Annotated in this window: 14 protein-coding genes; 12 read left to right on the top strand and 2 right to left on the bottom strand. The window is 61.1% G+C overall.

From position 1 onward, the window contains the following. Positions 1-3: 3 nt before the first annotated feature. Positions 4-2,223 (bottom strand): primosomal protein N', encoded by a 2,220-nt coding sequence (locus ACLD1Y_RS29865; RefSeq protein ID WP_429481253.1) that lies wholly within the window; start codon positions 2,221-2,223, stop codon positions 4-6. A gap of 219 nt (positions 2,224-2,442) precedes the next feature. On the opposite strand from ACLD1Y_RS29865, the gene rpmE reads away from it, so the two are divergent. From rpmE to ACLD1Y_RS29880, 3 genes are all read left to right on the top strand, one after another. Then, positions 2,443-2,676, top strand: a complete 234-nt coding sequence (gene rpmE, locus ACLD1Y_RS29870; RefSeq protein ID WP_005784030.1) for a 50S ribosomal protein L31 — start codon at positions 2,443-2,445, stop codon at positions 2,674-2,676. Positions 2,677-2,690: 14 nt separating this feature from the next. Beyond that, positions 2,691-3,500, top strand: a complete 810-nt coding sequence (locus tag ACLD1Y_RS29875) for a thermonuclease family protein (protein WP_429481254.1) — start codon at positions 2,691-2,693, stop codon at positions 3,498-3,500. A gap of 178 nt (positions 3,501-3,678) precedes the next feature. After that, positions 3,679-4,947, top strand: coding sequence for a malic enzyme-like NAD(P)-binding protein (locus ACLD1Y_RS29880; RefSeq protein ID WP_429481255.1), 1,269 nt, complete (start codon positions 3,679-3,681; stop codon positions 4,945-4,947). Between the two features lie 376 nt (positions 4,948-5,323). Here the strand turns inward: ACLD1Y_RS29880 and ACLD1Y_RS29885 are convergent, their stop codons facing one another. Next, positions 5,324-7,786 (bottom strand): penicillin-binding protein 1A, encoded by a 2,463-nt coding sequence (locus tag ACLD1Y_RS29885; RefSeq protein ID WP_429481262.1) that lies wholly within the window; start codon positions 7,784-7,786, stop codon positions 5,324-5,326. Between the two features lie 221 nt (positions 7,787-8,007). Between ACLD1Y_RS29885 and pilM the strand changes: the two genes are divergently transcribed. The 9 genes from pilM (at position 8,008) to ACLD1Y_RS29930 (ending at position 21,139) form a co-directional block, all read left to right on the top strand. Then, positions 8,008-8,661, top strand: coding sequence for a type IV pilus biogenesis protein PilM (gene pilM, locus ACLD1Y_RS29890; RefSeq protein WP_429481263.1), 654 nt, complete (start codon positions 8,008-8,010; stop codon positions 8,659-8,661). Next, on the top strand, positions 8,658-9,212 hold the full coding sequence (locus ACLD1Y_RS29895) for a PilN domain-containing protein (RefSeq protein WP_429481256.1): 555 nt from the start codon (positions 8,658-8,660) through the stop codon (positions 9,210-9,212). Before pilM ends, ACLD1Y_RS29895 begins: the two co-directional genes overlap by 4 nt. After that, positions 9,209-10,180, top strand: coding sequence for a pilus assembly protein PilP (locus tag ACLD1Y_RS29900; protein WP_429481257.1), 972 nt, complete (start codon positions 9,209-9,211; stop codon positions 10,178-10,180). The genes ACLD1Y_RS29895 and ACLD1Y_RS29900 overlap by 4 nt, the downstream gene beginning before the upstream one ends. A 70-nt stretch (positions 10,181-10,250) precedes the next feature. Beyond that, the gene (locus ACLD1Y_RS29905; RefSeq protein ID WP_429481264.1) at positions 10,251-11,576 is read left to right on the top strand and encodes a type IV pilus secretin PilQ; all 1,326 of its coding nucleotides are present in this window, start codon (positions 10,251-10,253) and stop codon (positions 11,574-11,576) included. A 4-nt stretch (positions 11,577-11,580) separates the two neighbouring features. Continuing rightward, positions 11,581-12,099, top strand: coding sequence for a shikimate kinase AroK (aroK, locus tag ACLD1Y_RS29910; protein ID WP_105695062.1), 519 nt, complete (start codon positions 11,581-11,583; stop codon positions 12,097-12,099). A gap of 125 nt (positions 12,100-12,224) precedes the next feature. Next, positions 12,225-13,325: a 3-dehydroquinate synthase gene (gene aroB / locus ACLD1Y_RS29915; RefSeq protein WP_429481258.1), complete on the top strand. Its 1,101-nt coding sequence runs from the start codon at positions 12,225-12,227 to the stop codon at positions 13,323-13,325. A gap of 10 nt (positions 13,326-13,335) precedes the next feature. After that, the gene (locus ACLD1Y_RS29920; RefSeq protein WP_429481259.1) at positions 13,336-14,892 is read left to right on the top strand and encodes an SPOR domain-containing protein; all 1,557 of its coding nucleotides are present in this window, start codon (positions 13,336-13,338) and stop codon (positions 14,890-14,892) included. A gap of 350 nt (positions 14,893-15,242) precedes the next feature. Further along, positions 15,243-19,688: a glutamate synthase large subunit gene (gene gltB, locus ACLD1Y_RS29925; protein WP_429481260.1), complete on the top strand. Its 4,446-nt coding sequence runs from the start codon at positions 15,243-15,245 to the stop codon at positions 19,686-19,688. Positions 19,689-19,720: 32 nt separating this feature from the next. Next, positions 19,721-21,139 (top strand): FAD-dependent oxidoreductase, encoded by a 1,419-nt coding sequence (locus tag ACLD1Y_RS29930; protein ID WP_016979195.1) that lies wholly within the window; start codon positions 19,721-19,723, stop codon positions 21,137-21,139. The last annotated feature ends 146 nt before the right edge of the window (positions 21,140-21,285 follow it).

Genomic DNA, 21,285 nt, shown 5'->3' on the forward strand with positions numbered 1-21,285 from the left:
GGCTTAATACAAATCTACCGGGTCCACATCCAACGACCATCGCACCTGCCGGCCGCTGGGCATTTGCTCCAGGGCAAGCAACCAGCTACTTAATAACCGATGCAGTGGTGCGCGGGATGTTGCCTGCAAGAGTAGCTGGGCACGATAACGCCCGGCGCGGCGTTCCATGGGGGCGGGGACCGGGCCGAGCAATTCGATGCCCGTCAGGCCCAATTCGCCCAACAAGCGTTCGGCAGCGCTGCACGCTTCATCCAGGAAGCTTTCGGCCTGCCCGGGTTTATGCGCTTCGGCCCGCAGCAGCGCCAAGTGGGAAAAGGGCGGCAGGCCCGCAGCGCGGCGTTCACTCAGGGCCTGTTCGGCAAAGGCAAAGTAGCCTTGTTCTGTCAGTTGGATCAGCAGCGGGTGGTCGGCCAGGTGGGTCTGGATAATCACTTTGCCCGGTTCTTCGGCGCGGCCTGCGCGGCCAGCAACCTGCACGATCAACTGCGCCATGCGCTCGCTGGCGCGGAAGTCCCCGGAGAACAAACCACCGTCGGCATCCAGGATCGAAACCAGGGTTACCCGTGGAAAGTGGTGCCCTTTGGCTAGCATCTGCGTGCCGATCAAGATGCACGGCTGGCCTTTCTGGATAGTGGCGAACAGTTGGTTCATCGCGTCTTTACGCGACGTGCTATCGCGGTCTACCCGCAAAACCGGGAAGTCCGGGAACAGGATTCCCAGGCGTTCTTCGGCGCGCTCGGTGCCCGCGCCAACCGGTCGCAGATCCACCTTGCCGCACTGCGGGCAGTGACGCGGCACCCGCTCCACATGGCCGCAGTGATGGCAACGCAGCTCGCCGTGGCGCTGGTGCACGGTCATGCGTGCATCGCAGCGCTCGCATTCGGACATCCAGCCGCAGTCATGGCACAGCAGCGTCGGCGCAAAGCCACGGCGGTTGAGGAACACCAACACCTGCTGGCCAGCGGCGAGGGTCTGGCCGATGGCTTGCTGCATCGGCCCGGAAATACCACTGTCCAGCGGACGGCTTTTTACATCCAAGCGCAGGAAACGCGGTTGTTTGGCGCCACCAGCGCGCTCGTTGAGGCGCAGGAGGCCATAACGACCGGTGTAGGCATTGTGCAGGCTCTCCAGGGACGGTGTGGCCGAGCCCAGCACGATCGGGATGTCTTCCTGGCGTGCGCGCACCAGCGCCAAATCGCGGGCGTGGTAGCGCAGGCCTTCCTGCTGTTTATAGGAGCCGTCGTGCTCCTCGTCGATGATGATCAGCCCGGGGTTTTTCATCGGGGTGAACAGCGCCGAGCGGGTGCCAATGATAATGTCGGCCTCGCCATCCCGTGCCGCCAGCCAGGACTCCAAGCGCTCGCGGTCGTTGACCGCCGAATGCACCAGGGCGATGCGTGCGTTGAAGCGCTGCTCGAAACGCGCCAGGGTCTGCGGCCCCAGGTTGATCTCGGGGATCAGCACCAGCGCCTGCTTGCCGGCCTGCAGGGTTTCGCGGATCAGCTGCAAATACACTTCGGTCTTGCCGCTGCCGGTGACGCCGGCCAGCAGGAAGGCGTGGAAGCTGTCGAAACCTGCGCGAATCGCCTCATAGGCGGCGCGTTGTTCGGGGTTCAGCGGCAGTTCCGGTTGGGCCAGCCAGTGTTCGTGGCGCGGGTCGGGGGCGTGCTTGCGGATTTCCACCTGCACCAGGTCCTTGGCCAGCAGCAGGTCGAGGCTGTCCTTGCTGAGCATCAGCTTGCTCAATAGCTGATGGGCGACGCCGTGGGGGTGTTGGGCCAGCGTGGCCAAGGCCTCACGCTGCCGCGGGGCGCGGGCGATGCGCGGGTCGTCCAGGCGTGCGCCGGGGGCCATCGACCAGAAGCGTTCCTGGCGCGCTTCGGCCAGTTCACCCTGGCGCAGCAGTACCGGCAGCGCCCAACTCAGGGTGTCGCCCAGGCTGTGCTGGTAATACTGGGCGGTCCACAGGCACAACTTAAACAGCGCGGGGGGCAGTGGCGGCGTGGCATCGAGCATGGCCAGGGCGGGCTTGAGCTTCTCGGCCGGCACTTCGCTGTGGTCGGCGATTTCCACCAGGATGCCGATCATTTCCCGGCGCCCAAATGGCACGCGCACACGCATGCCCGGCTGCAATTGCGCGCGCAGCACGCCGGCCGGCGCCCGGTAGTCGAACAGGCGGCGCAGGGGCGAGGGCAGGGCGAGGCGCAAAATGGCGTCGGGCACGCGGGGGTCTCATCTATATAAAGGCAGGCGGTGGCGCAGGGGCGGGAGCCTAGCAGAGAGGGGAGGGCTTGGGGTAGCCGATGGTTTTCTGATGAAAGGGGGATTCGTGGCCTAAGCGCCGCTTGCGCGTTTAAAAAGGTCTGGTAGAATCCGCGGCCTAATTACGTGCGGTATTCGACAATAGTGTCGAGTGGCGGCACGCTAGCCCGAGGAAGTGCCATGAAAGCCGATATCCATCCAGCGTACGAAACCATCGAAGTAACCTGCAGCTGCGGTAACAAGTTCGAAACTCGCTCGAACCTGTGCAAGCCACTGGGTACTGACGTATGCAACGAGTGCCACCCGTTCTACACCGGTAAGCAGAAGACTCTGGACACCGGCGGCCGCGTACAGCGCTTCGCAGATCGCTTTGGTGCTTTCGGCAAGAAGCCTGCTGCTACTCCAGCAGAGTAAGGCTCAAAAGCCTTATGGGCTTTTGCAAGCTGTTGAAAAAGGCGTCCCTTTGGGGCGCCTTTTTTGTGCCTGGGATTTGGCTGTCAGCCGCCCACGCCCAGGTGTTTTGCCCGGCACCGGCCTCGCTGGCATCCGTGGACGTGCAGCGCGTGGTGGATGGCGACACCGTACGCCTCAAGGACGGCCGCAGCGTGCGCATGATCGGCCTCAATGCGCCTGAAACCGGCAAGAAGGACCGCCCGGATGAACCCTATGCCGTCGCCGCACGCCAGCGCTTGCAGGCGTTGATCGAGGCCAGCGGCGGTCGAGTCGGGCTGGTGAAGGGGCGTGAGAGCAAGGACCGTTATGGTCGAACGTTGGCCCATCTCTATGGTGCCGACGGCGAGAGTCTTGAAGCGCGGTTGTTGGCCGAAGGCCTGGGGTTCCAGGTAGGCGTGGCGCCCAATACCGATCTAGTCACTTGCCAGCAGGCTGCCGAAACCAATGCACGCAATGCGCGGTTGGGCCTGTGGCGGCAGTCGCCAGTGCAGAAAGTGGCGCAGCTCAAGCAGTCTGGCTTTGCCTTGGTCAGCGGCCAAGTGAGCAAGATTGAGCGCAATCGCGGTGGCGTCTGGATCGAATTGCAGGGTTCGCTGGTATTGCGCGTTGCTCCCGACTTGGTCCGTAAATTCGACAGCGACCTGTTGAATGGTCTGCAAGGCAAGACGATCGAGGCGCGTGGCTGGGTGCAGGATCGCGCCAAACGGGGCGGCATAAAAAACGGCCAGGCACGTTGGTTGCTGCCAATTACTGACCCCGGCATGCTCAAATCGACGAATTATTAAAAAATTGTAGACATTTTTTTATTCGATTGTGAACAGTTGAGCCCTTGTATCCCGTGGCCTTAGACCAAAGTACGTCGCTTTGGGGCCTTGACACCGGTGACTACCCAGTCTTGTAGGGACTTTACGACACGCGTATCCTCGGCGGTCCGTCGACCAACAGTAAAAGCGGAATGCCGATATGTCTGATTTGAAAACTGCCGCTCTCGAATATCATGCCCATCCTCGTCCAGGAAAGCTGAGTGTAGAGCTCACCAAAGCCACCGCCACCGCTCGCGACCTGTCGCTGGCCTACAGCCCTGGCGTGGCCGAGCCCGTACGTGAAATCGCCCGCGACCCTGAGCTGGCGTACAAGTACACCGGCAAAGGCAACCTGGTTGCAGTGATTTCCGATGGCACCGCGATTCTTGGCCTGGGTAACCTTGGCCCATTGGCGTCCAAGCCAGTCATGGAAGGTAAAGGCGTGCTGTTCAAGCGCTTTGCCGGCATCGACGTTTTCGACATCGAAGTCGATTCCGAGAGCCCGCAGGCTTTCATCGACACCGTCAAACGCATTTCCATCACCTTCGGTGGCATCAACCTGGAAGACATCAAGGCACCTGAGTGCTTCGAGATCGAAAAGGCCCTGATCGAGCAGTGCGACATCCCGGTATTCCACGATGACCAGCACGGCACCGCGATTGTTACCGCCGCCGGCATGATCAACGCCCTGGAAATCGCTGGCAAAACCCTGGCCGACGCACAGATCGTCTGCCTGGGTGCTGGCGCTGCAGCCATCTCCTGCATGAAGTTGCTGGTGAGCATGGGCGCCAAGCTGGAAAACATCTTCATGGTCGACAGCAAGGGCGTGGTCCAGTCCGAGCGTACCGACCTGAACCAGTACAAGGCGATGTTTGCCCACGCGACCGACAAGCGCACCCTGGCAGACGCCCTTGACGGTGCAGACGTGTTCGTCGGTCTGTCCGGCCCGAACCTGCTGAGCGCCGAAGGCCTCAAGTCCATGGCGGCCAACCCGATCGTGTTCGCGTGCTCCAACCCGGACCCAGAGATCTCGCCAGAGCTGGCTCACGCCACCCGCAGCGACGTGATCATGGCCACCGGCCGTTCGGACTACCCGAACCAGGTCAACAACGTGCTGGGCTTCCCGTTCATCTTCCGTGGTGCCCTGGACGTTCGCGCCAAGCGCATCAACGAAGAGATGAAAGTGGCTGCCGCCAACGCCCTGCGTGAACTGGCCAAGCTGCCGGTGCCTCAGGAAGTGTGCGACGCCTACGGTGGCATCAAGCTGGAATTCGGTCGTGAATACATCATCCCGAAACCAATGGATAAGCGCCTGATCACCCTGATCTCCGATGCCGTGGCCAAAGCCGCTATCGAGACTGGTGTGGCCACCCTGCCGTATCCGAAGAACTACCCGCTGCAAAGCGTGGATGATGTGTTCAACGGCTAAGCCGTTGTAGCGCACCAACAAAAAGCCCCGGCTCTTGCGAGTCGGGGCTTTTTGCTGTGTGGCCTTTTACTTGGGCTTGGCGAAGATCCAAATGTGGGAGCGGGGGGGGGGGGGGGGGGGGGGNGAACTACCCGCTGCAAAGCGTGGATGATGTGTTCAACGGCTAAGCCGTTGTAGCGCACCAACAAAAAGCCCCGGCTCTTGCGAGTCGGGGCTTTTTGCTGTGTGGCCTTTTACTTGGGCTTGGCGAAGATCCAAATGTGGGAGCGGGCTTGCTCGCGAATGCGGTGTGTCAGATACAAATCTGGCGACTGACACTCAGCATTCGCGAGCAAGCCCGCTCCCACAATGGATCTGCATTCAGGCGCAGATCGCGTTAGAACAAATCAATCGGCGCCGCCTCATCCGCCGGCAGCGGGCTACCCGGTGCCACGCCATTGCCCAGTTCATTGACCGACGGCGGCGTGTCTTCGCTCTTGAACAGCTCGAAGTACGCATTCGGTGTGCTTGGCGAGGCCACGCGGCCGCTGATCGGGTCGATGCGCAGGCTGAGGATGCCTTCCGGTTCCGGTTGGGTGTGCAACGGCTTGTCCTTCAAGGCTGCGCCCATGTAGCTCATCCAGATCGGCAGCGCGACGGTGCCACCGAACTCGCGACGGCCAAGGCTTTCCGGCTGGTCGTAGCCGGTCCACACGGTGGTCACGTAGTCGGCGTTGTAGCCGGAGAACCAGGCGTCCTTGGAGTCGTTGGTGGTACCGGTCTTGCCCGCGATATCCGCACGGCCCAGGGCCAGTGCGCGGCGGCCGGTGCCCTTTTTGATCACGTCTTGAAGGATGCTGTTGAGGATATAGGTTGTACGGCCATCCACCACGCGCTCTGCAACGGCGGGTGCTTGTGGTTCGGCTGGCGCGGTGGCGCTTGCGGCGGGCGCAGTGCCTGGCGTCGGCTCGATGGTGATACCGCCGTGGCTCGGGGCGGCCAGGCCATCGGTAGCGGCCAGCCCGTTGACCACATCCCCCGGCACCCGTGGCGGGTTGGCGGTGAACAGGGTGTCGCCGTTGCGGCTCTCGATTTTGTCGATCAGGTACGGCGAGATCTTGTAGCCACCGTTGGCAAAGGTGCTCCAGCCCGTGGCGATTTCCATTGGGGTAAGGGTCGCGGTGCCCAGCGCCAGTGACAGGTTGGGCGGCAGGTCCGATTTGTTAAAGCCAAAGCGCGTGATGTAGTCGATGGTCTTGCCGACGCCCATCGCTTGCAGCAGGCGGATCGACACCAGGTTACGCGACTTGTACAGCGCCTCGCGGATGCGAATCGGGCCAAGGAAGGTGTTGGTGTCGTTTTTCGGGCGCCAGACCTTGTCCAGGTACTCGTCGACAAACACGATCGGCGCATCGTTGACCAGGCTGGCGGCGGTGTAGCCGTTATCCAGCGCGGCGCTGTAGATGAACGGCTTGAAGCTCGAACCTGGCTGGCGCTTGGCCTGGGTGGCGCGGTTGTAGTTGCTCTGCTCGAAGGCAAAGCCGCCCACCAGGGCGCGGATGGCGCCGTTCTGCGGGTCCAGGGAAACCAGGGCGCCTTGGGCCAATGGCACCTGGCTGAATTTGAGGCTGTCGTCTTTCTGGCGTTGCACGCGGATCAAGTCACCCACCTGCGCCACGTCGGAAGGCTGCTTGGGCATCGGGCCCATGCTGTTGGTGTTCAGGAACGGGCGTGCCCACTTCATGCTGTCCCAGCTCACATGGGCTTCACCGGTGCGGGTCAAGACCTGCACGCCGTCTTTCTTCACCTGGGTGACGATGGCCGGTTCCAGGCCGCTGATGGCGCGTTGCTTGCTCAGCTCGGTGGTCCAGGCGCTCAGGGTCTTGCCCGGCAGGCGCGATTCGGGGCCGCGGTAGCCATGGCGCTGGTCGTAGGTGACCAGGCCGGAATGCACCGCGTTATTGGCGATGTCCTGCAGGTCGCTCGGCACCGTGGTGGTGACGCGGAAACCTTCTGTGTAGGCCTCGCTGCCATAACGGCCAACCATCTCGGCGCGGGCCATTTCAGCAATGTATGGCGCGTTCACTTCTGGTGTCGGCACGTGGTAGCTGGCGTTCAATGGTTCAGCCACTGCGCTTTCGTAAGAGGCTTGGTCGATCTTGCCCAGCTTGTACATACGCCCCAGGATCCAGTCGCGGCGCTCTTTGCTGCGTGCCGGGTTGGCCAGGGGGTTGAAGCGCGAAGGCGCCTTTGGCAGGCCAGCAATCATGGCCATCTGCGCCAGGCTCGCGTCACGGATGGACTTGCCGTAGTACACCTGGGACGCGGCTTCGATCCCATAGGCGCGGTTGCCCAGGTAGATCTTGTTGACGTACAGCTCAAGGATCTCGTCCTTGGTCAGCTGACGTTCGATTTGCAGGGCCAGCAGGATCTCGGTGGCTTTGCGCGAAAAGCTGCGCTCGCTGGTGAGGAAGAAGTTCTTCGCCACCTGCATGGTGATGGTGCTGCCGCCGGATTGAATGTGTCCGCTTTTTACCAATTGCGTGGCCGCACGCACCAGGCTGCTGGGGTCGACGCCGTAGTGGTTGGCAAAATTATCGTCTTCTGCTGAAAGCAGGGCGCTGATGAAATTGGGTGGAATATCGGCAAAACGGATCGGTGTGCGGCGCATTTCGCCGAACTCCGCGATCAGTTTTTCATCGCTGCTGTAGACCCGCAAAGGAATCTGCAACTGGATACTTCTGAGGGCCTCTACGGAGGGTAAACCCGGACTAAGGTAGAGGTAGGCACCGCTGAGTACGAGCAGCAGCCCGCACACAATCGCGACAATGGAGTACCCGAAAAACTTCAGCAGACGAATCAAGGCTTTTGGATTTCCAGAGAAAAGAATGAGTTAGGCGTCGGGGCATGCATGGCAAACGATGGATCAACCCGAGCTGCAGATAAAAAGCGGGAAAAAACGCTGGGCATTAAAGCATTTTTCGACTTGGGGCGTCATTCGCGGCTCTCCAACATGTCGACCGAGTGCACGGCGCCCAGCGGCAATCAGGCGGTATGACAGGTAAAGTTTTGGGGAGTTTTATGGGAAAGGGATTTTTCAAGGGAAAAGCCGACACTTTGTTAGGCGTCGACATTAATGACACAGCCATTCGGCTGGTCGAATTGGGCCATTCTGCCCACGGGTACACTATCCAAAGCTATACCTCCCAGGTCCTGCCTGCCCATGCGGTGGTCGATGGCGCCTTATTGGATCTCGAAAGTGTGGGTCGCACGCTGCATGCCGCATTACCCAGGCTTGAAACCAGGTTGCGCAACGCAGCAGTTGCAGTGGCGGGACCTTCGGTCATCACGCGGGTTATCGAGATGGCGGCCGGGCTCAGCGACGACGAGATGGCATGGGCGATCCAGGCCGAGGCGGAGCAGTACATTCCTTACCCGCTGGATGAAGTCGCCATCGACTATCAGGTTCAGCGGCGGTCCACCCAAGACCCTGCACGGGTCGAAGTGCTACTGGCGGCTTGCCTGAAAGAACACGTAGAGTCCCGCGAGGCGGTTTTGGCCCTGGCCGGGTTGGTGCCGAAGGTGGTCGATGTCGAAGCGTTTGCATTGGCGCGTGCTTGCAGTCAGGATTTCGCCAGCTTCACGCCGGGCCATCGCGTCGATGGTGCACTATGGGCCGTGGATGCCCGAGGGATGGGAGTGGCTTGCGGGTTGGCCCTGAGGAGTTTCGCTTGAGTACACGAATCAACCTGTTGCCTTGGCGCCAAGCGCTGGTGCAGCGGCGGCGCAAGTATTTCCTTGCGCTTTTGCTGGCGTTCGCAGCTGTGGCGCTCGCCGCCGTGTGGCTGGCGGACCAGGTAATCGACCAGGCGATTGACCGGCAAGTAACGCGCAATAACCATCTGGACAAGGACGTTGCCGTTCTGGACTCACGCATCAAGACCATCGACGACCTGCAAGTGCAAAGCCAGCAACTGGCGGAACGCATGAAGGTCGTGCAGGACCTGCACGATGGCCGCTCGTCCAGCGCCCAGTTGCTGGAGCAGCTGGCGCGCACGGTGCCCGATGGAGTGCATTTGCATGAAGTGGTCGCCAAGGGCAATACGGTGAGTATCAGCGGCAGTGCGGAATCCAGCCAGGACATCGCCCAGTTGATGCGCCGCCTGGAAACCTCCGAAGGTACCCGTGCCACGCGGCTGCAGCATGTGCGCACCGAAGGCGTGCGCGGCAATAACGAATTCCAATTAATGGTTCGCCAGGGAGAATCCTCCGAGGTTCAGCCATGAGCCGGCCCGGGCTCACACTTCGCACACTCACTGACCGCGCTGCAAAAAGGCCTCTACCTGGCAAGGCCTTGCTGGGTTGTGCGCTGGCGGGCGTGGTGTGGCTGGTCGGTGAGGTTGTGTACCTAAACCCTGCGCGGGAGCGGTTGCATCAGGTCGAGGTGCGCGAAGCGACCCTGCAGCAGCAAATAGCGCAAAAGACCGCCCTGTCTGCCGGCCTTGAGGAGCGTAAGCGCGAGTTAATGGCGACGCAGGAGAAGGTCGATGAGCTGTTACGGCAATTGCCGGGCGAATCCGAAATGCCTGGTTTGCTGGAGGATATTGCACGCTTGGCGCTGGTCAATGGCCTGCTGGTTGAAAGCGTCACGCCACTGGACGAGGCGCCTCGTTCGCTCTATATCGAGCAAGCCGTGCAGATTGGTGTGGCGGGTGCGTATCACGACCTGGCGATGTTCGTAAGCGCTCTGGGTAGCCTTTCGCGAATCACCACGACCCACGATGTTGTGCTGCGGCCAGATGGCAGGCTGTTGCGCCTTGATGTACTGGCCAAGGCCTATTGGCGCGGGCAGCAAGGTGGTGAGGTGAGCGAGTCTGCTGCGTCTCCACTTTCTTTTGCCTACGATTCGTCCGGCCTGCGCGATCCTTTCCAGCCCCTTGCCTTGCAAATCGACCACGCGCCTGGGCGTCCGGCCGCCGCGCCAGACATGGCCCGGCTGCGTGGTCCCCTGGAAAACCTGGCGGTGGAACAGTTCGAAATGGTCGGCACATTGTCCCGTGGCCTGCACACCTTCGCCCTGCTGCGCGCGGCGTCCCAGGTGCATCGCCTGGCGGTGGGCGATTACTTGGGGCCGGACCATGGTCGGGTCACGGCCATCCATGATGGCCATGTCGAACTGGTCGAGCTGTTCCCCGATAAGCAGGGCGCGTGGCTAGAGCGTCCGCGAACCTTAGTGTTAAACGTCAACTCATAACGGAATCAACCCAATGAAAAGGACTTTCTCGTCCTTCGGTGTGGCGCTATGGATAGCGTTCATGGCACCGATGGCTGCTGCTGTGCCCAATCGCGTCGACTTGATTCACCTGCCACCCCCCGACAGTGCGGTGGCGGGTATCTATACCGGCGACAAGCTGAACCTCAACTTCCAGAACATCGCGCTGCGTGCTGCATTGCAGCAAATCGCCGACGTGGCAGGCCTCAACCTGGTGGTCGGCGACGATGTACAAGGTTCGATCACCCTGCGCCTCAAGGCGGTGCCCTGGGACCAGGCGCTGGACCTGGTGTTGCAAGCCAAGGGCCTGGATAAGCGGGTAAAGGCCGGCGTGTTGCTGGTTGCGCCCGCTGAAGAGCTGACGGCGCGTGAATTGCTGATCCTGGAGTCGCGCAAGCAAATGGCCGAGTTGGCGCCCCTGCGCCGGGAGTTGTTGCAGGTCAATTACGCCAAGGCCGCAGACCTGGCCAAGCTGTTCCAATCGGTAGCTGGCCTGGAAGGCACCACCGATGAGCGCGGTTCGGTAGCGGTGGATGAGCGCACCAACAACATCATTGCCTATCAGACTGTTGAGCGGCTGGATGAGCTGCGGCGAATCGTGACGCAATTGGATATCCCTGTACGCCAAGTGATGATCGAGGCGCGGATTGTCGAGGCCAATGTCGATTACGACAAAAGCTTGGGCGCGCGCTGGGGTGGCCGACTCAATCGTGGCCATTGGGGGGCGGGCGGTATCAACAAGCCGTTGGCCGAGGGCGCAGAGCCGCCAGAGAACTCGCCCAGTGCGCCGTTTGTCGATTTGGGTGCGATTACCGCCACCTCTGGCCTGGGGCTCGCCTATATCACCGACAACCTGTTGCTGGACCTGGAGCTGACCGCCATGGAGAAATCCGGCAACGGTGAAATCGTCTCGCAGCCCAAGGTAGTGACCTCTGACAAGGAAACTGCGCGCATTCTCAAGGGCACCGAGATTCCCTATCAGGAATCCACCTCACAAGGCGCTACGTCGGTGTCGTTCAAGGAGGCCTCCCTGTCATTGGAAGTCACGCCGCAAATCACCCCCGATGACCGAGTGATCATGGAGGTGAGGGTGACCAAGGATGAGCCCGACTACCTGAATAAACTCAACGACGTGCCGCCGATCAAAAAGAACGAAGTCAACGCCAAGGTGCTGGTCAAGGATGGCGAGACCATCGTCATCGGCGGGGTTTTCTCCAATACCCAAAGCAAAGTGGTAGATAAAGTGCCATTTTTGGGCGATGTGCCGTATCTTGGCCGCCTTTTCCGGCGCGATGCGCTGGCCGAGAAAAAATCCGAGCTGCTGGTATTCCTGACTCCGCGTATTATGAATAACCAGGCGATTGCTGTGAGTCGTTGATTCTGTGCGAAATTTGATTCTTGTAGGACCGATGGGGGCTGGAAAAAGCACCATCGGCCGTTTGCTGGCCAAAGAGCTGCGCCTGCCATTCAAAGATTCCGACAAGGAAATTGAAGTGCGCACGGGTGCCAATATCCCATGGATCTTCGATAAGGAAGGCGAGCTGGGCTTTCGTGACCGCGAGCAGGCGATGATCGCCGAGCTGTGCGGGCTCGACGGCGTGGTATTGGCCACCGGCGGTGGCGCAGTCATGCGCGAAGAAAACCGTCGGGCGCTGCACGCTGGAGGGCGGGTGGTCTATCTGCATGCTTCTGTGGAGCAGCAGGTGGGCCGCACTGCCCGCGATCGCAATCGCCCGTTGCTGCGCACGGCCAACCCGGAGAAAACCCTGCGGGACCTGCTCACGCTGCGCGATCCGCTGTATCGGGAAATCGCCGATCTGGTGGTGGAAACCGATGAGCGACCGCCCCGGATGGTGGTCCTCGACATTCTTGAGCGCCTGCAACGGCTGCCACCCCGTTAAAGCCAGGCCCGAAATGCGCTATTCTCGGCGGCGCGCTACTACCCTTTGAGGTGTGGCGTAGAGCCATCAGGCAACGCCGGATCTTGGCGTTACCGGTCGTCAATACATCTCTAACGCGGGGACACATGCAGACACTTAAGGTTGATCTAGGCGAGCGCAGCTACCCGATCCATATTGGCGAAGGTCTGTTGGACCAGCCCGAGTTGCTCGCACCGCACATTGCCGGGCGGCAAGTGGCGATCATCTCCAACGAAACGGTCGCGCCGCTGTATCTTGAGCGTTTGAGCCGCAGCCTGTCGGCCTATTCAGTGATCTCGGTCATCTTGCCCGATGGCGAAGCCCACAAGAACTGGGAAACCCTGCAACTGATCTTTGATGGCCTGCTCACCGCACGCCATGACCGCCGCACCACCGTGATCGCCCTCGGCGGCGGTGTGATCGGCGATATGGCCGGTTTCGCAGCAGCCTGCTACCAGCGTGGCGTGGACTTCATCCAAGTGCCGACCACCTTGCTGTCCCAGGTCGATTCGTCGGTGGGCGGCAAGACCGGCATCAACCATCCGCTGGGCAAGAACATGGTCGGCGCGTTTTATCAGCCGAACGCTGTGCTGATCGACACCGCTACCCTCAATACCCTGCCGCCACGCGAGCTGTCGGCGGGCCTAGCAGAAGTCATCAAGTACGGGTTGATTTGCGACGAGCCGTTCCTCACCTGGCTGGAAGAACATGTCGATGCCTTGCGCAACCTCGACCAGGTTGCCCTCACCGAAGCGATTTCCCGCTCCTGCGCCGCCAAGGCGCTGGTGGTGAATGCCGACGAACGGGAGTCCGGTGTACGGGCCACCTTGAACCTGGGCCACACCTTCGGCCATGCGATCGAAACCCACATGGGCTATGGTGTGTGGCTGCACGGTGAGGCCGTGGCGGCTGGCACGGTGATGGCACTGGAGATGTCGCAACGCCTGGGCTGGATCAGCGCCCAGGAGCGCGATCGTGGTATCCGCCTGTTCCAGCGTGCCGGTCTGCCGGTTATCCCGCCTACGGAGATGACCGAAGCGGACTTCCTCGAACATATGGCGATAGATAAAAAAGTGATCGACGGTCGACTGCGACTGGTGCTGCTGCGCCACATGGGCGAAGCGGTGGTGACCGACGATTATCCAAAAGAGATTCTACAGGCCACGCTGGGTGCGGATTACCGTGCCCTGGCTCAGCTGAAAGGTTAATCAGATCCCGATGACTAGTTTGCATGCCGACGAGGCGTTCCTCGGCCATTACCAGTTAAGCCACGACCCTTTTGCTCCACGGGTGCCTGGTTTCAAATTTTTCCCGGCCCAGCGCAAGCCGGTGCTCGGGCAGTTGCACCACCTTGCGCGCTACAGCCAACTGCTGCTGGTCGTCACTGGCCCGTTGGGTAGCGGCAAGACCTTGCTCCGCCAGGCCCTGGTGGCCAGTACCAACAAGCAGTCGGTACAAAGCGTAGTGGTATCGGCCCGTGGTGCCGGTGATGCGGCGGGCGTGTTGCGCCAAGTGGCCCAGTCGCTCGACGTGGCCACTGCCGAGCCGAACGCGATCCTCAAGCAAGTGGTGCAGTTGGGCCTGACCGGCCAGGAAGTCTACCTGTTGGTGGATGACGCCGAGCAGCTCGACGAATCTGCCCTGGAAGCCTTGCTGGCGCTGGCAGCGGGTACGCCGGAAGGCCGTCCGCACGTGTTCCTGTTTGGTGAGTCGTCGTTGATTGCCGATTTGGAGCAGATCAGCGGTGAACAAGAGCTGTTCCACGTCATCGAATTGCAGCCATACGAAGAAGAAGAAACCCGCGAATACCTGGCTCAGCGCCTGGAAGGGGCGGGGGCGGGTATCGAACTTTTCTCCGCTCAGCAGATCTCTGATATTCACGAAAGCTCCGACGGCTGGCCTGGCACCATCAACCAGGTTGCCCGCGATGCCATGATCGAAGCCATGATTGCCAGCCGCTCTGCGGTCAAGCGTCCTAAGATGGGGTTCACTATGCCTAAGAAGCACGTATTGGCTATTGCCGCGGTTGTCGTGGTCGCGGCTGCCGCTGCCTTGATTCTTCCCGGTCGCGGCAAGGCTCCGACCACTGCCGGCGCGCCAACCGAACAGGCGCAGTTGCCACTGGGCAAGCCTACGCCAAACGTTGAGTTCGCCAATTCCGGCCAACCGACCAACCTGCCGATGGTCGGCCAGCCAGTGATGCGCGGTCCGCTCGCCGAGGAAGCCGGGGGCATTTCCGAAGGCGACGATGGCGTGCCGGTGGAAGGCTCTAGCGCCACACCGCCGACCGTGACCACCACCGCGCCACCTGCGGGCGTGCCAGCAGGTCAGCCGGCCGCCAAGCCAACGCCTGCACCGACGGTCGCCACCGCCAAGCCTGCGCCTGTCACCAAGCCTGTCGCGCCAGCACCAGCGGCCAAGCCAACTCCGGCACCCGCGGCAAAACCTGCTGAAAAACCGGCAACCGTTGCCAAAGCCGGTGCCGCAGGCAGCGGTTGGTATGGCAGCCAACCGGCCAGCAACTTCGTGGTGCAGATCCTCGGCACCAGCTCCGAAGCCAACGCCCAGGCGTTCGTGAAAGAGCAGGGCGGCGAGTACCGTTATTTCAAGAAAGTGCTCAACGGCAAGCCTTTGTACGTGATCACTTATGGCAACTTCGCAAGCCGTGCCGCAGCTGATTCTGCTATCAAGGCCTTGCCAGCGAAGGTTCAGGCTGGTAAACCTTGGCCTCGCACTGTCGCCAGCGTTCAACAAGAACTGGCAGCAACTCGCTGAAGATCCGGCGACCTTACCCAGGTCGCCCTCCCGGCACCTCAAAAAAATCCCATGGTGTGCTGCCCCTAAAGGCCGCGCACTTTGTGGTGTCTGCGTCACAGTGGCTTTTGAGTCGTAGCGGTCAAAACTAAAAAAGTTTTGACTAGCACAGCATATCGCTTTAAACCTTTCATAAATGCGACATAGATTTGCGACATTTCGTCGCTAAATTTGTGAGCGTCTGTGTCGGTGTGTACAATGACCTCCCTTTTGCCCCCGCTAAGCCGGCGTACGTTCGGCGTGGAAGGTAACCGGTTGAATTGAAAAGAAATTTGCCTCGATATAAGAGGCAGCCTGGTGAGAAAGTGTCTATGAAAGCAGGTCTGTACCAACCCGATGAATTCAAGGATAACTGCGGTTTCGGCCTGATAGCCCATATGCAGGGCGAGCCCAGTCATACCCTTTTGCAAACGGCCATCGAGGCCCTGACCTGCATGACCCACCGCGGTGGGATCAACGCCGACGGCAAGACCGGTGACGGTTGTGGCTTGCTGATTCAAAAGCCCGACCTGTTCCTGCGCGCTGTCGCAAAAGAGCAATTTGCGGTCGACCTGCCCAAGCAGTACGCCGTCGGCATGGTGTTCTTCAACCAGGACCCGGTTAAAGCCGAAGCCGCTCGCGCGAACATGAACCGCGAGATCCTGGCCGCTGGCCTGCAACTGGTCGGCTGGCGCAAAGTGCCGATTGACACCAGCGTGCTGGGCCGCCTGGCCAACGAGCGCCTGCCGCAGATCGAACAAGTGTTCATCGCCGGCGACGGCCTGAGCGATCAGGACATGGCGATCAAGCTGTTCACATCGCGTCGTCGTTCGTCCGTGGCCAACGCCGCTGACGCCGACCACTACATCTGCAGCTTTTCCCACAAGACCATCATCTATAAAGGCCTGATGATGCCGGCGGACCTCACCGCCTTCTATCCAGACCTGAGCGATGAGCGCCTGCAAACCGCAATCTGCGTGTTCCACCAGCGCTTCTCCACCAACACCCTGCCGAAATGGCCGCTGGCCCAGCCATTCCGCTTCCTCGCCCACAACGGCGAGATCAACACCATCACCGGCAACCGCAACTGGGCCGTGGCCCGTCGCACCAAGTTCGCCAACGACCTGATGGACCTGGAAGAGCTCGGCCCGCTGGTTAACCGCGTAGGCTCCGACTCTTCCAGCATGGACAACATGCTCGAACTGATGGTCACCGGCGGCATCGACCTGTTCCGTGGCGTGCGCATGATCATTCCGCCAGCGTGGCAGAACGTCGAAACCATGGACCCGGACCTGCGTGCGTTCTACGAGTACAACTCGATGCACATGGAGCCGTGGGACGGCCCAGCCGGCGTAGTAATGACCGACGGTCGCTACGCGGTGTGCCTGCTCGATCGTAACGGTCTGCGCCCGGCGCGTTGGGTCACCACCACCAACGGTTTCATCACCCTCGCGTCGGAAATCGGCGTGTGGGACTACAAACCCGAAGACGTCATCGCCAAAGGCCGCGTAGGCCCTGGCCAGATCCTGGCCGTGGACACCGAAACCGGGCAGATTCTCGACACCGACGCCATCGACAACCGCTTGAAGTCCCGTCACCCGTACAAGCAATGGCTGCGCAAGAACGCCCTGCGCATCCAGGCGACCATGGAAGACAACGACCACGGTTCGGCTTTCTACGACGTCGACCAGCTCAAGCAGTACATGAAGATGTACCAGGTCACGTTCGAAGAGCGCGACCAGGTGCTGCGCCCGCTCGGCGAGCAAGGCTACGAGGCCGTCGGCTCCATGGGCGACGACACGCCAATGGCCGTGCTGTCCCAGCGTGTGCGCACGCCGTACGACTACTTCCGCCAGCAGTTCGCCCAGGTGACCAACCCACCGATCGACCCGCTGCGTGAAGCCATCGTGATGTCGTTGGAAGTGTGCCTGGGTGCCGAGCGCAACATCTTCCAGGAATCGCCTGAGCACGCCTCCCGCGTGATCCTCAGCTCGCCGGTGATTTCGCCGGCCAAGTGGCGCTCGTTGATGACCCTGGATCGCCCAGGCTTCGACCGCCAGATCATCGACCTGAACTACGACGAGAGCCTCGGCCTTGAAGCCGCTGTGCGCAACGTCGCCGACCAGGCCGAAGAAGCCGTGCGCGCCGGTCGTACCCAGATCGTTTTGACCGACCGCCACATCGCTCCGGGCAAGCTGCCAATCCACGCCTCGCTGGCCACTGGCGCGGTGCATCATCGCCTTACCGAAAAAGGCCTGCGCTGCGACTCCAACATCCTCGTCGAAACCGCCACTGCCCGCGACCCGCACCACTTTGCGGTGTTGATCGGCTTCGGCGCCTCGGCGGTGTACCCGTTCCTGGCTTACGAAGTGCTGGGTGACCTGATCCGTACCGGTGAAGTGCTGGGCGACCTCTACGAGGTGTTCAAGAACTACCGTAAAGGCATCACTAAGGGCCTGCTGAAGATCCTGTCGAAGATGGGCATCTCCACCGTCACGTCTTATCGCGGCGCTCAACTGTTTGAAGCCATCGGCCTGTCGGAAGAAGTCTGCGAGCTGAGCTTCCGTGGCGTGCCGAGCCGCATCAAGGGTGCGCGCTTCGTCGACATCGAAGCCGAGCAAAAAGCCCTGGCCGCCGAGGCCTGGAGCGCGCGCAAGCCGATCCAGCAAGGCGGCCTGCTCAAGTTCGTGCACGGTGGCGAATACCACGCGTACAACCCAGACGTGGTCAATACCTTGCAAGCCGCCGTGCAGCAGGGCGACTACGCCAAGTTCAAGGAATACACCTCGCTGGTGGATAACCGCCCGGTGTCGATGATCCGCGACCTGTTCAAGGTGAAGACCCTGGACACGCCGATGGACATCAGCGAAGTCGAGCCGCTGGAATCGATCCTCAAGCGCTTCGACTCCGCCGGTATTTCCCTGGGTGCCTTGTCGCCTGAGGCCCACGAAGCCCTGGCCGAAGCCATGAACCGCCTGGGTGCGCGTTCCAACTCCGGCGAAGGCGGTGAAGACCCAGCGCGCTACGGCACCATCAAGAGCTCGAAAATCAAACAGGTCGCGACTGGCCGTTTCGGTGTAACCCCGGAATACCTGGTCAACGCCGAAGTGCTGCAAATCAAGGTCGCCCAAGGCGCCAAGCCTGGCGAAGGTGGTCAACTTCCAGGCGGCAAGGTCAACGGCCTGATCGCCAAGCTGCGTTACGCAGTGCCGGGCGTAACCCTGATTTCGCCGCCGCCGCACCACGACATCTACTCGATTGAAGACTTGTCGCAGCTGATTTTCGACCTCAAACAAGTCAACCCGCAGGCCCTGGTCTCGGTGAAACTGGTAGCAGAAGCCGGCGTCGGCACCATCGCTGCTGGTGTAGCCAAGGCGTATGCCGACCTGATCACCATCTCCGGCTACGACGGCGGCACCGGCGCTTCGCCGCTGACCTCCATCAAGTACGCTGGCGCGCCATGGGAACTGGGCCTCGCTGAGACCCACCAGACCCTGCGCGGCAACGACCTGCGTGGCAAAGTCCGTGTACAAACCGACGGCGGCCTGAAAACCGGTCTCGACGTGATCAAGGCCGCCATCCTCGGCGCCGAAAGCTTCGGCTTCGGTACTGCGCCAATGATCGCCCTGGGCTGCAAATACTTGCGTATCTGCCACCTGAACAACTGCGCCACCGGCGTGGCGACGCAGAACGAGAAGCTGCGCAAGGATCACTACATCGGCACCGTCGACATGGTGGTGAACTTCTTCACCTACGTCGCCGAAGAGACCCGTGAGTGGCTGGCCAAGCTGGGCGTGCGTTCCCTCGAAGAGCTGATCGGCCGTACCGACCTGCTGGAAATCCTTCAGGGCCAGACCGCCAAGCAGCACCACCTGGACCTGACGCCGCTGCTCGGCAGCGATCACATCCCGGCCGACAAACCGCAGTTCTGCGGCGTCGAACGCAACCCGCCATTCGACAAGGGCCTGCTGGCCGAGAAGATGGTGGAAATCGCCGGGTCGTCGATCAATGACGCCAGCGGTGGCGAATTCGAACTGGATATCTGCAACTGCGACCGTTCCATCGGTGCACGCATCTCCGGCGAAATCGCACGCAAGCACGGCAACCAAGGCATGGCGAAAGCGCCAATCACCTTCCGTTTCAAGGGCACTGCGGGCCAGAGCTTTGGCGTGTGGAACGCCGGTGGCCTGCACATGTACCTCGAAGGCGACGCCAACGACTACGTGGGCAAGGGCATGACCGGCGGCAAGCTGGTGATCGTTCCGCCTAAAGGCAGCGTCTACAAGACCCAGGACAGTGCCATCATCGGCAACACCTGCTTGTACGGCGCCACTGGTGGCAAGCTGTTCGCCGCCGGTACGGCCGGTGAGCGTTTCGCCGTGCGTAACTCCGGTGCCCACACCGTGGTGGAAGGCACGGGCGATCACTGCTGCGAGTACATGACCGGGGGCTTTGTCGCGGTACTGGGCAAGACCGGTTACAACTTCGGTTCGGGCATGACCGGCGGTTTCGCCTACGTGCTCGACCAGGACAACACCTTCGTCGACAAGGTCAACCATGAGTTGGTCGAGATCCAGCGCATCAGCGGCGAAGCCATGGAGTCCTACCGGAACCACTTGCAGCACGTGCTGGACGAGTACGTCGAGGAGACCGGCAGCGAATGGGGTCGTAACCTCGCCGAAAACCTCGATGATTACCTGCGTCGTTTCTGGCTGGTCAAGCCCAAGGCTGCCAACCTGAAATCGTTGCTTTCCAGCATCCGTGCCAACCCGCAGTGATATGCGCCTGAAGAGTTTGATGAGGTTTTAACATGGCTGAACGTCTGAATAACGACTTCCAGTTCATCGATGTCGGGCGCAAAGATCCGAAGAAGAAACTGTTGCGTCAACGCAAGAAAGAGTTCGTGGAGATCTACGAGCCCTTCAAACCCCAGCACTCGGCCGACCAGGCCCACCGCTGCCTGGGTTGCGGTAACCCGTATTGCGAATGGAAGTGCCCGGTGCACAACTTCATTCCCAACTGGCTCAAATTGGTGGCCGAGGGCAACATCCTCGCCGCCGCCGAGCTGTCGCACCAGACCAACACCTTGCCGGAAGTGTGCGGCCGGGTGTGCCCGCAAGACCGTCTGTGCGAGGGTGCCTGCACCCTTAACGATGGCTTCGGCGCGGTGACCATCGGTTCGGTGGAGAAGTACATCACCGACACCGCGTTCGCCATGGGCTGGCGCCCGGACATGTCCAAGGTCAAGCCGACCGGCAAGCGTGTCGCCATCATCGGCGCCGGTCCTGCTGGGCTGGGCTGTGCCGACGTGCTGGTGCGTGGCGGTGTGACCCCGGTGGTGTTTGACAAGAACCCGGAAATCGGCGGTCTGCTGACCTTCGGCATCCCCGAGTTCAAGCTGGAAAAAACCGTCCTGAGCCACCGTCGCGAAGTGTTCACCGGCATGGGTATCGAGTTCCGTCTCAATACCGAAATCGGCAAAGACATCACCATGGAGCAACTGCTCGAAGAATACGATGCCGTGTTCATGGGCATGGGCACCTACACCTACATGAAGGGCGGTTTTGCCGGTGAGGACCTGCCGGGCGTGTATGACGCTTTGGACTTCCTGATCGCCAACGTCAATCGCAACCTGGGCTTTGAAAAGTCGCCGGAAGATTTCGTCGACATGAAGGGCAAGAAGGTCGTGGTGCTCGGCGGTGGTGACACCGCGATGGACTGCAACCGGACCTCGATCCGCCAGGGCGCGAAGTCGGTGACCTGTGCTTACCGTCGTGACGAAGCCAACATGCCCGGCTCGCGCAAAGAGGTGAAGAACGCCAAGGAAGAGGGCGTGAAATTCCTCTACAACCGCCAGCCGATTGCCATCGTCGGTGAAGACCGCGTCGAAGGCGTGAAGGTGGTCGAGACCCGTCTCGGCGAACCGGACGCCCGTGGCCGTCGCAGCCCTGAGCCGATCCCGGGTTCCGAGGAGATCATCCCGGCTGATGCCGTGGTCATCGCCTTCGGTTTCCGCCCAAGCCCGGCGCCGTGGTTCGAACAGTTCCAGATCCAGACCGACAGCCAGGGCCGCGTCGTGGCCCCGGAACAAGGCCAGTACAAGCACCAGACCAGCAACCCGAAGATCTTCGCCGGTGGCGACATGGTGCGCGGTTCCGACCTGGTGGTGACTGCGATCTTCGAAGGCCGCAATGCTGCCGAAGGGATCCTGGATTACCTGCAAGTCTGACCCCGATCCCGAGCTGAAATGCGATCAAAAATGTGGGAGCTGGCTTGAACTGGTCCAGTAATTTCGGACCTTCTTTTCGGTTCTCACGCTGCTAGCTTTTCCGCCGCTATCGGTGAGTGATAACCGTTGTAGCTGTGACGCCTTAC

The sequence above is a fragment of the Pseudomonas sp. 18175 genome (assembly GCF_050432925.1).
Taxonomy (GTDB): domain Bacteria; phylum Pseudomonadota; class Gammaproteobacteria; order Pseudomonadales; family Pseudomonadaceae; genus Aquipseudomonas.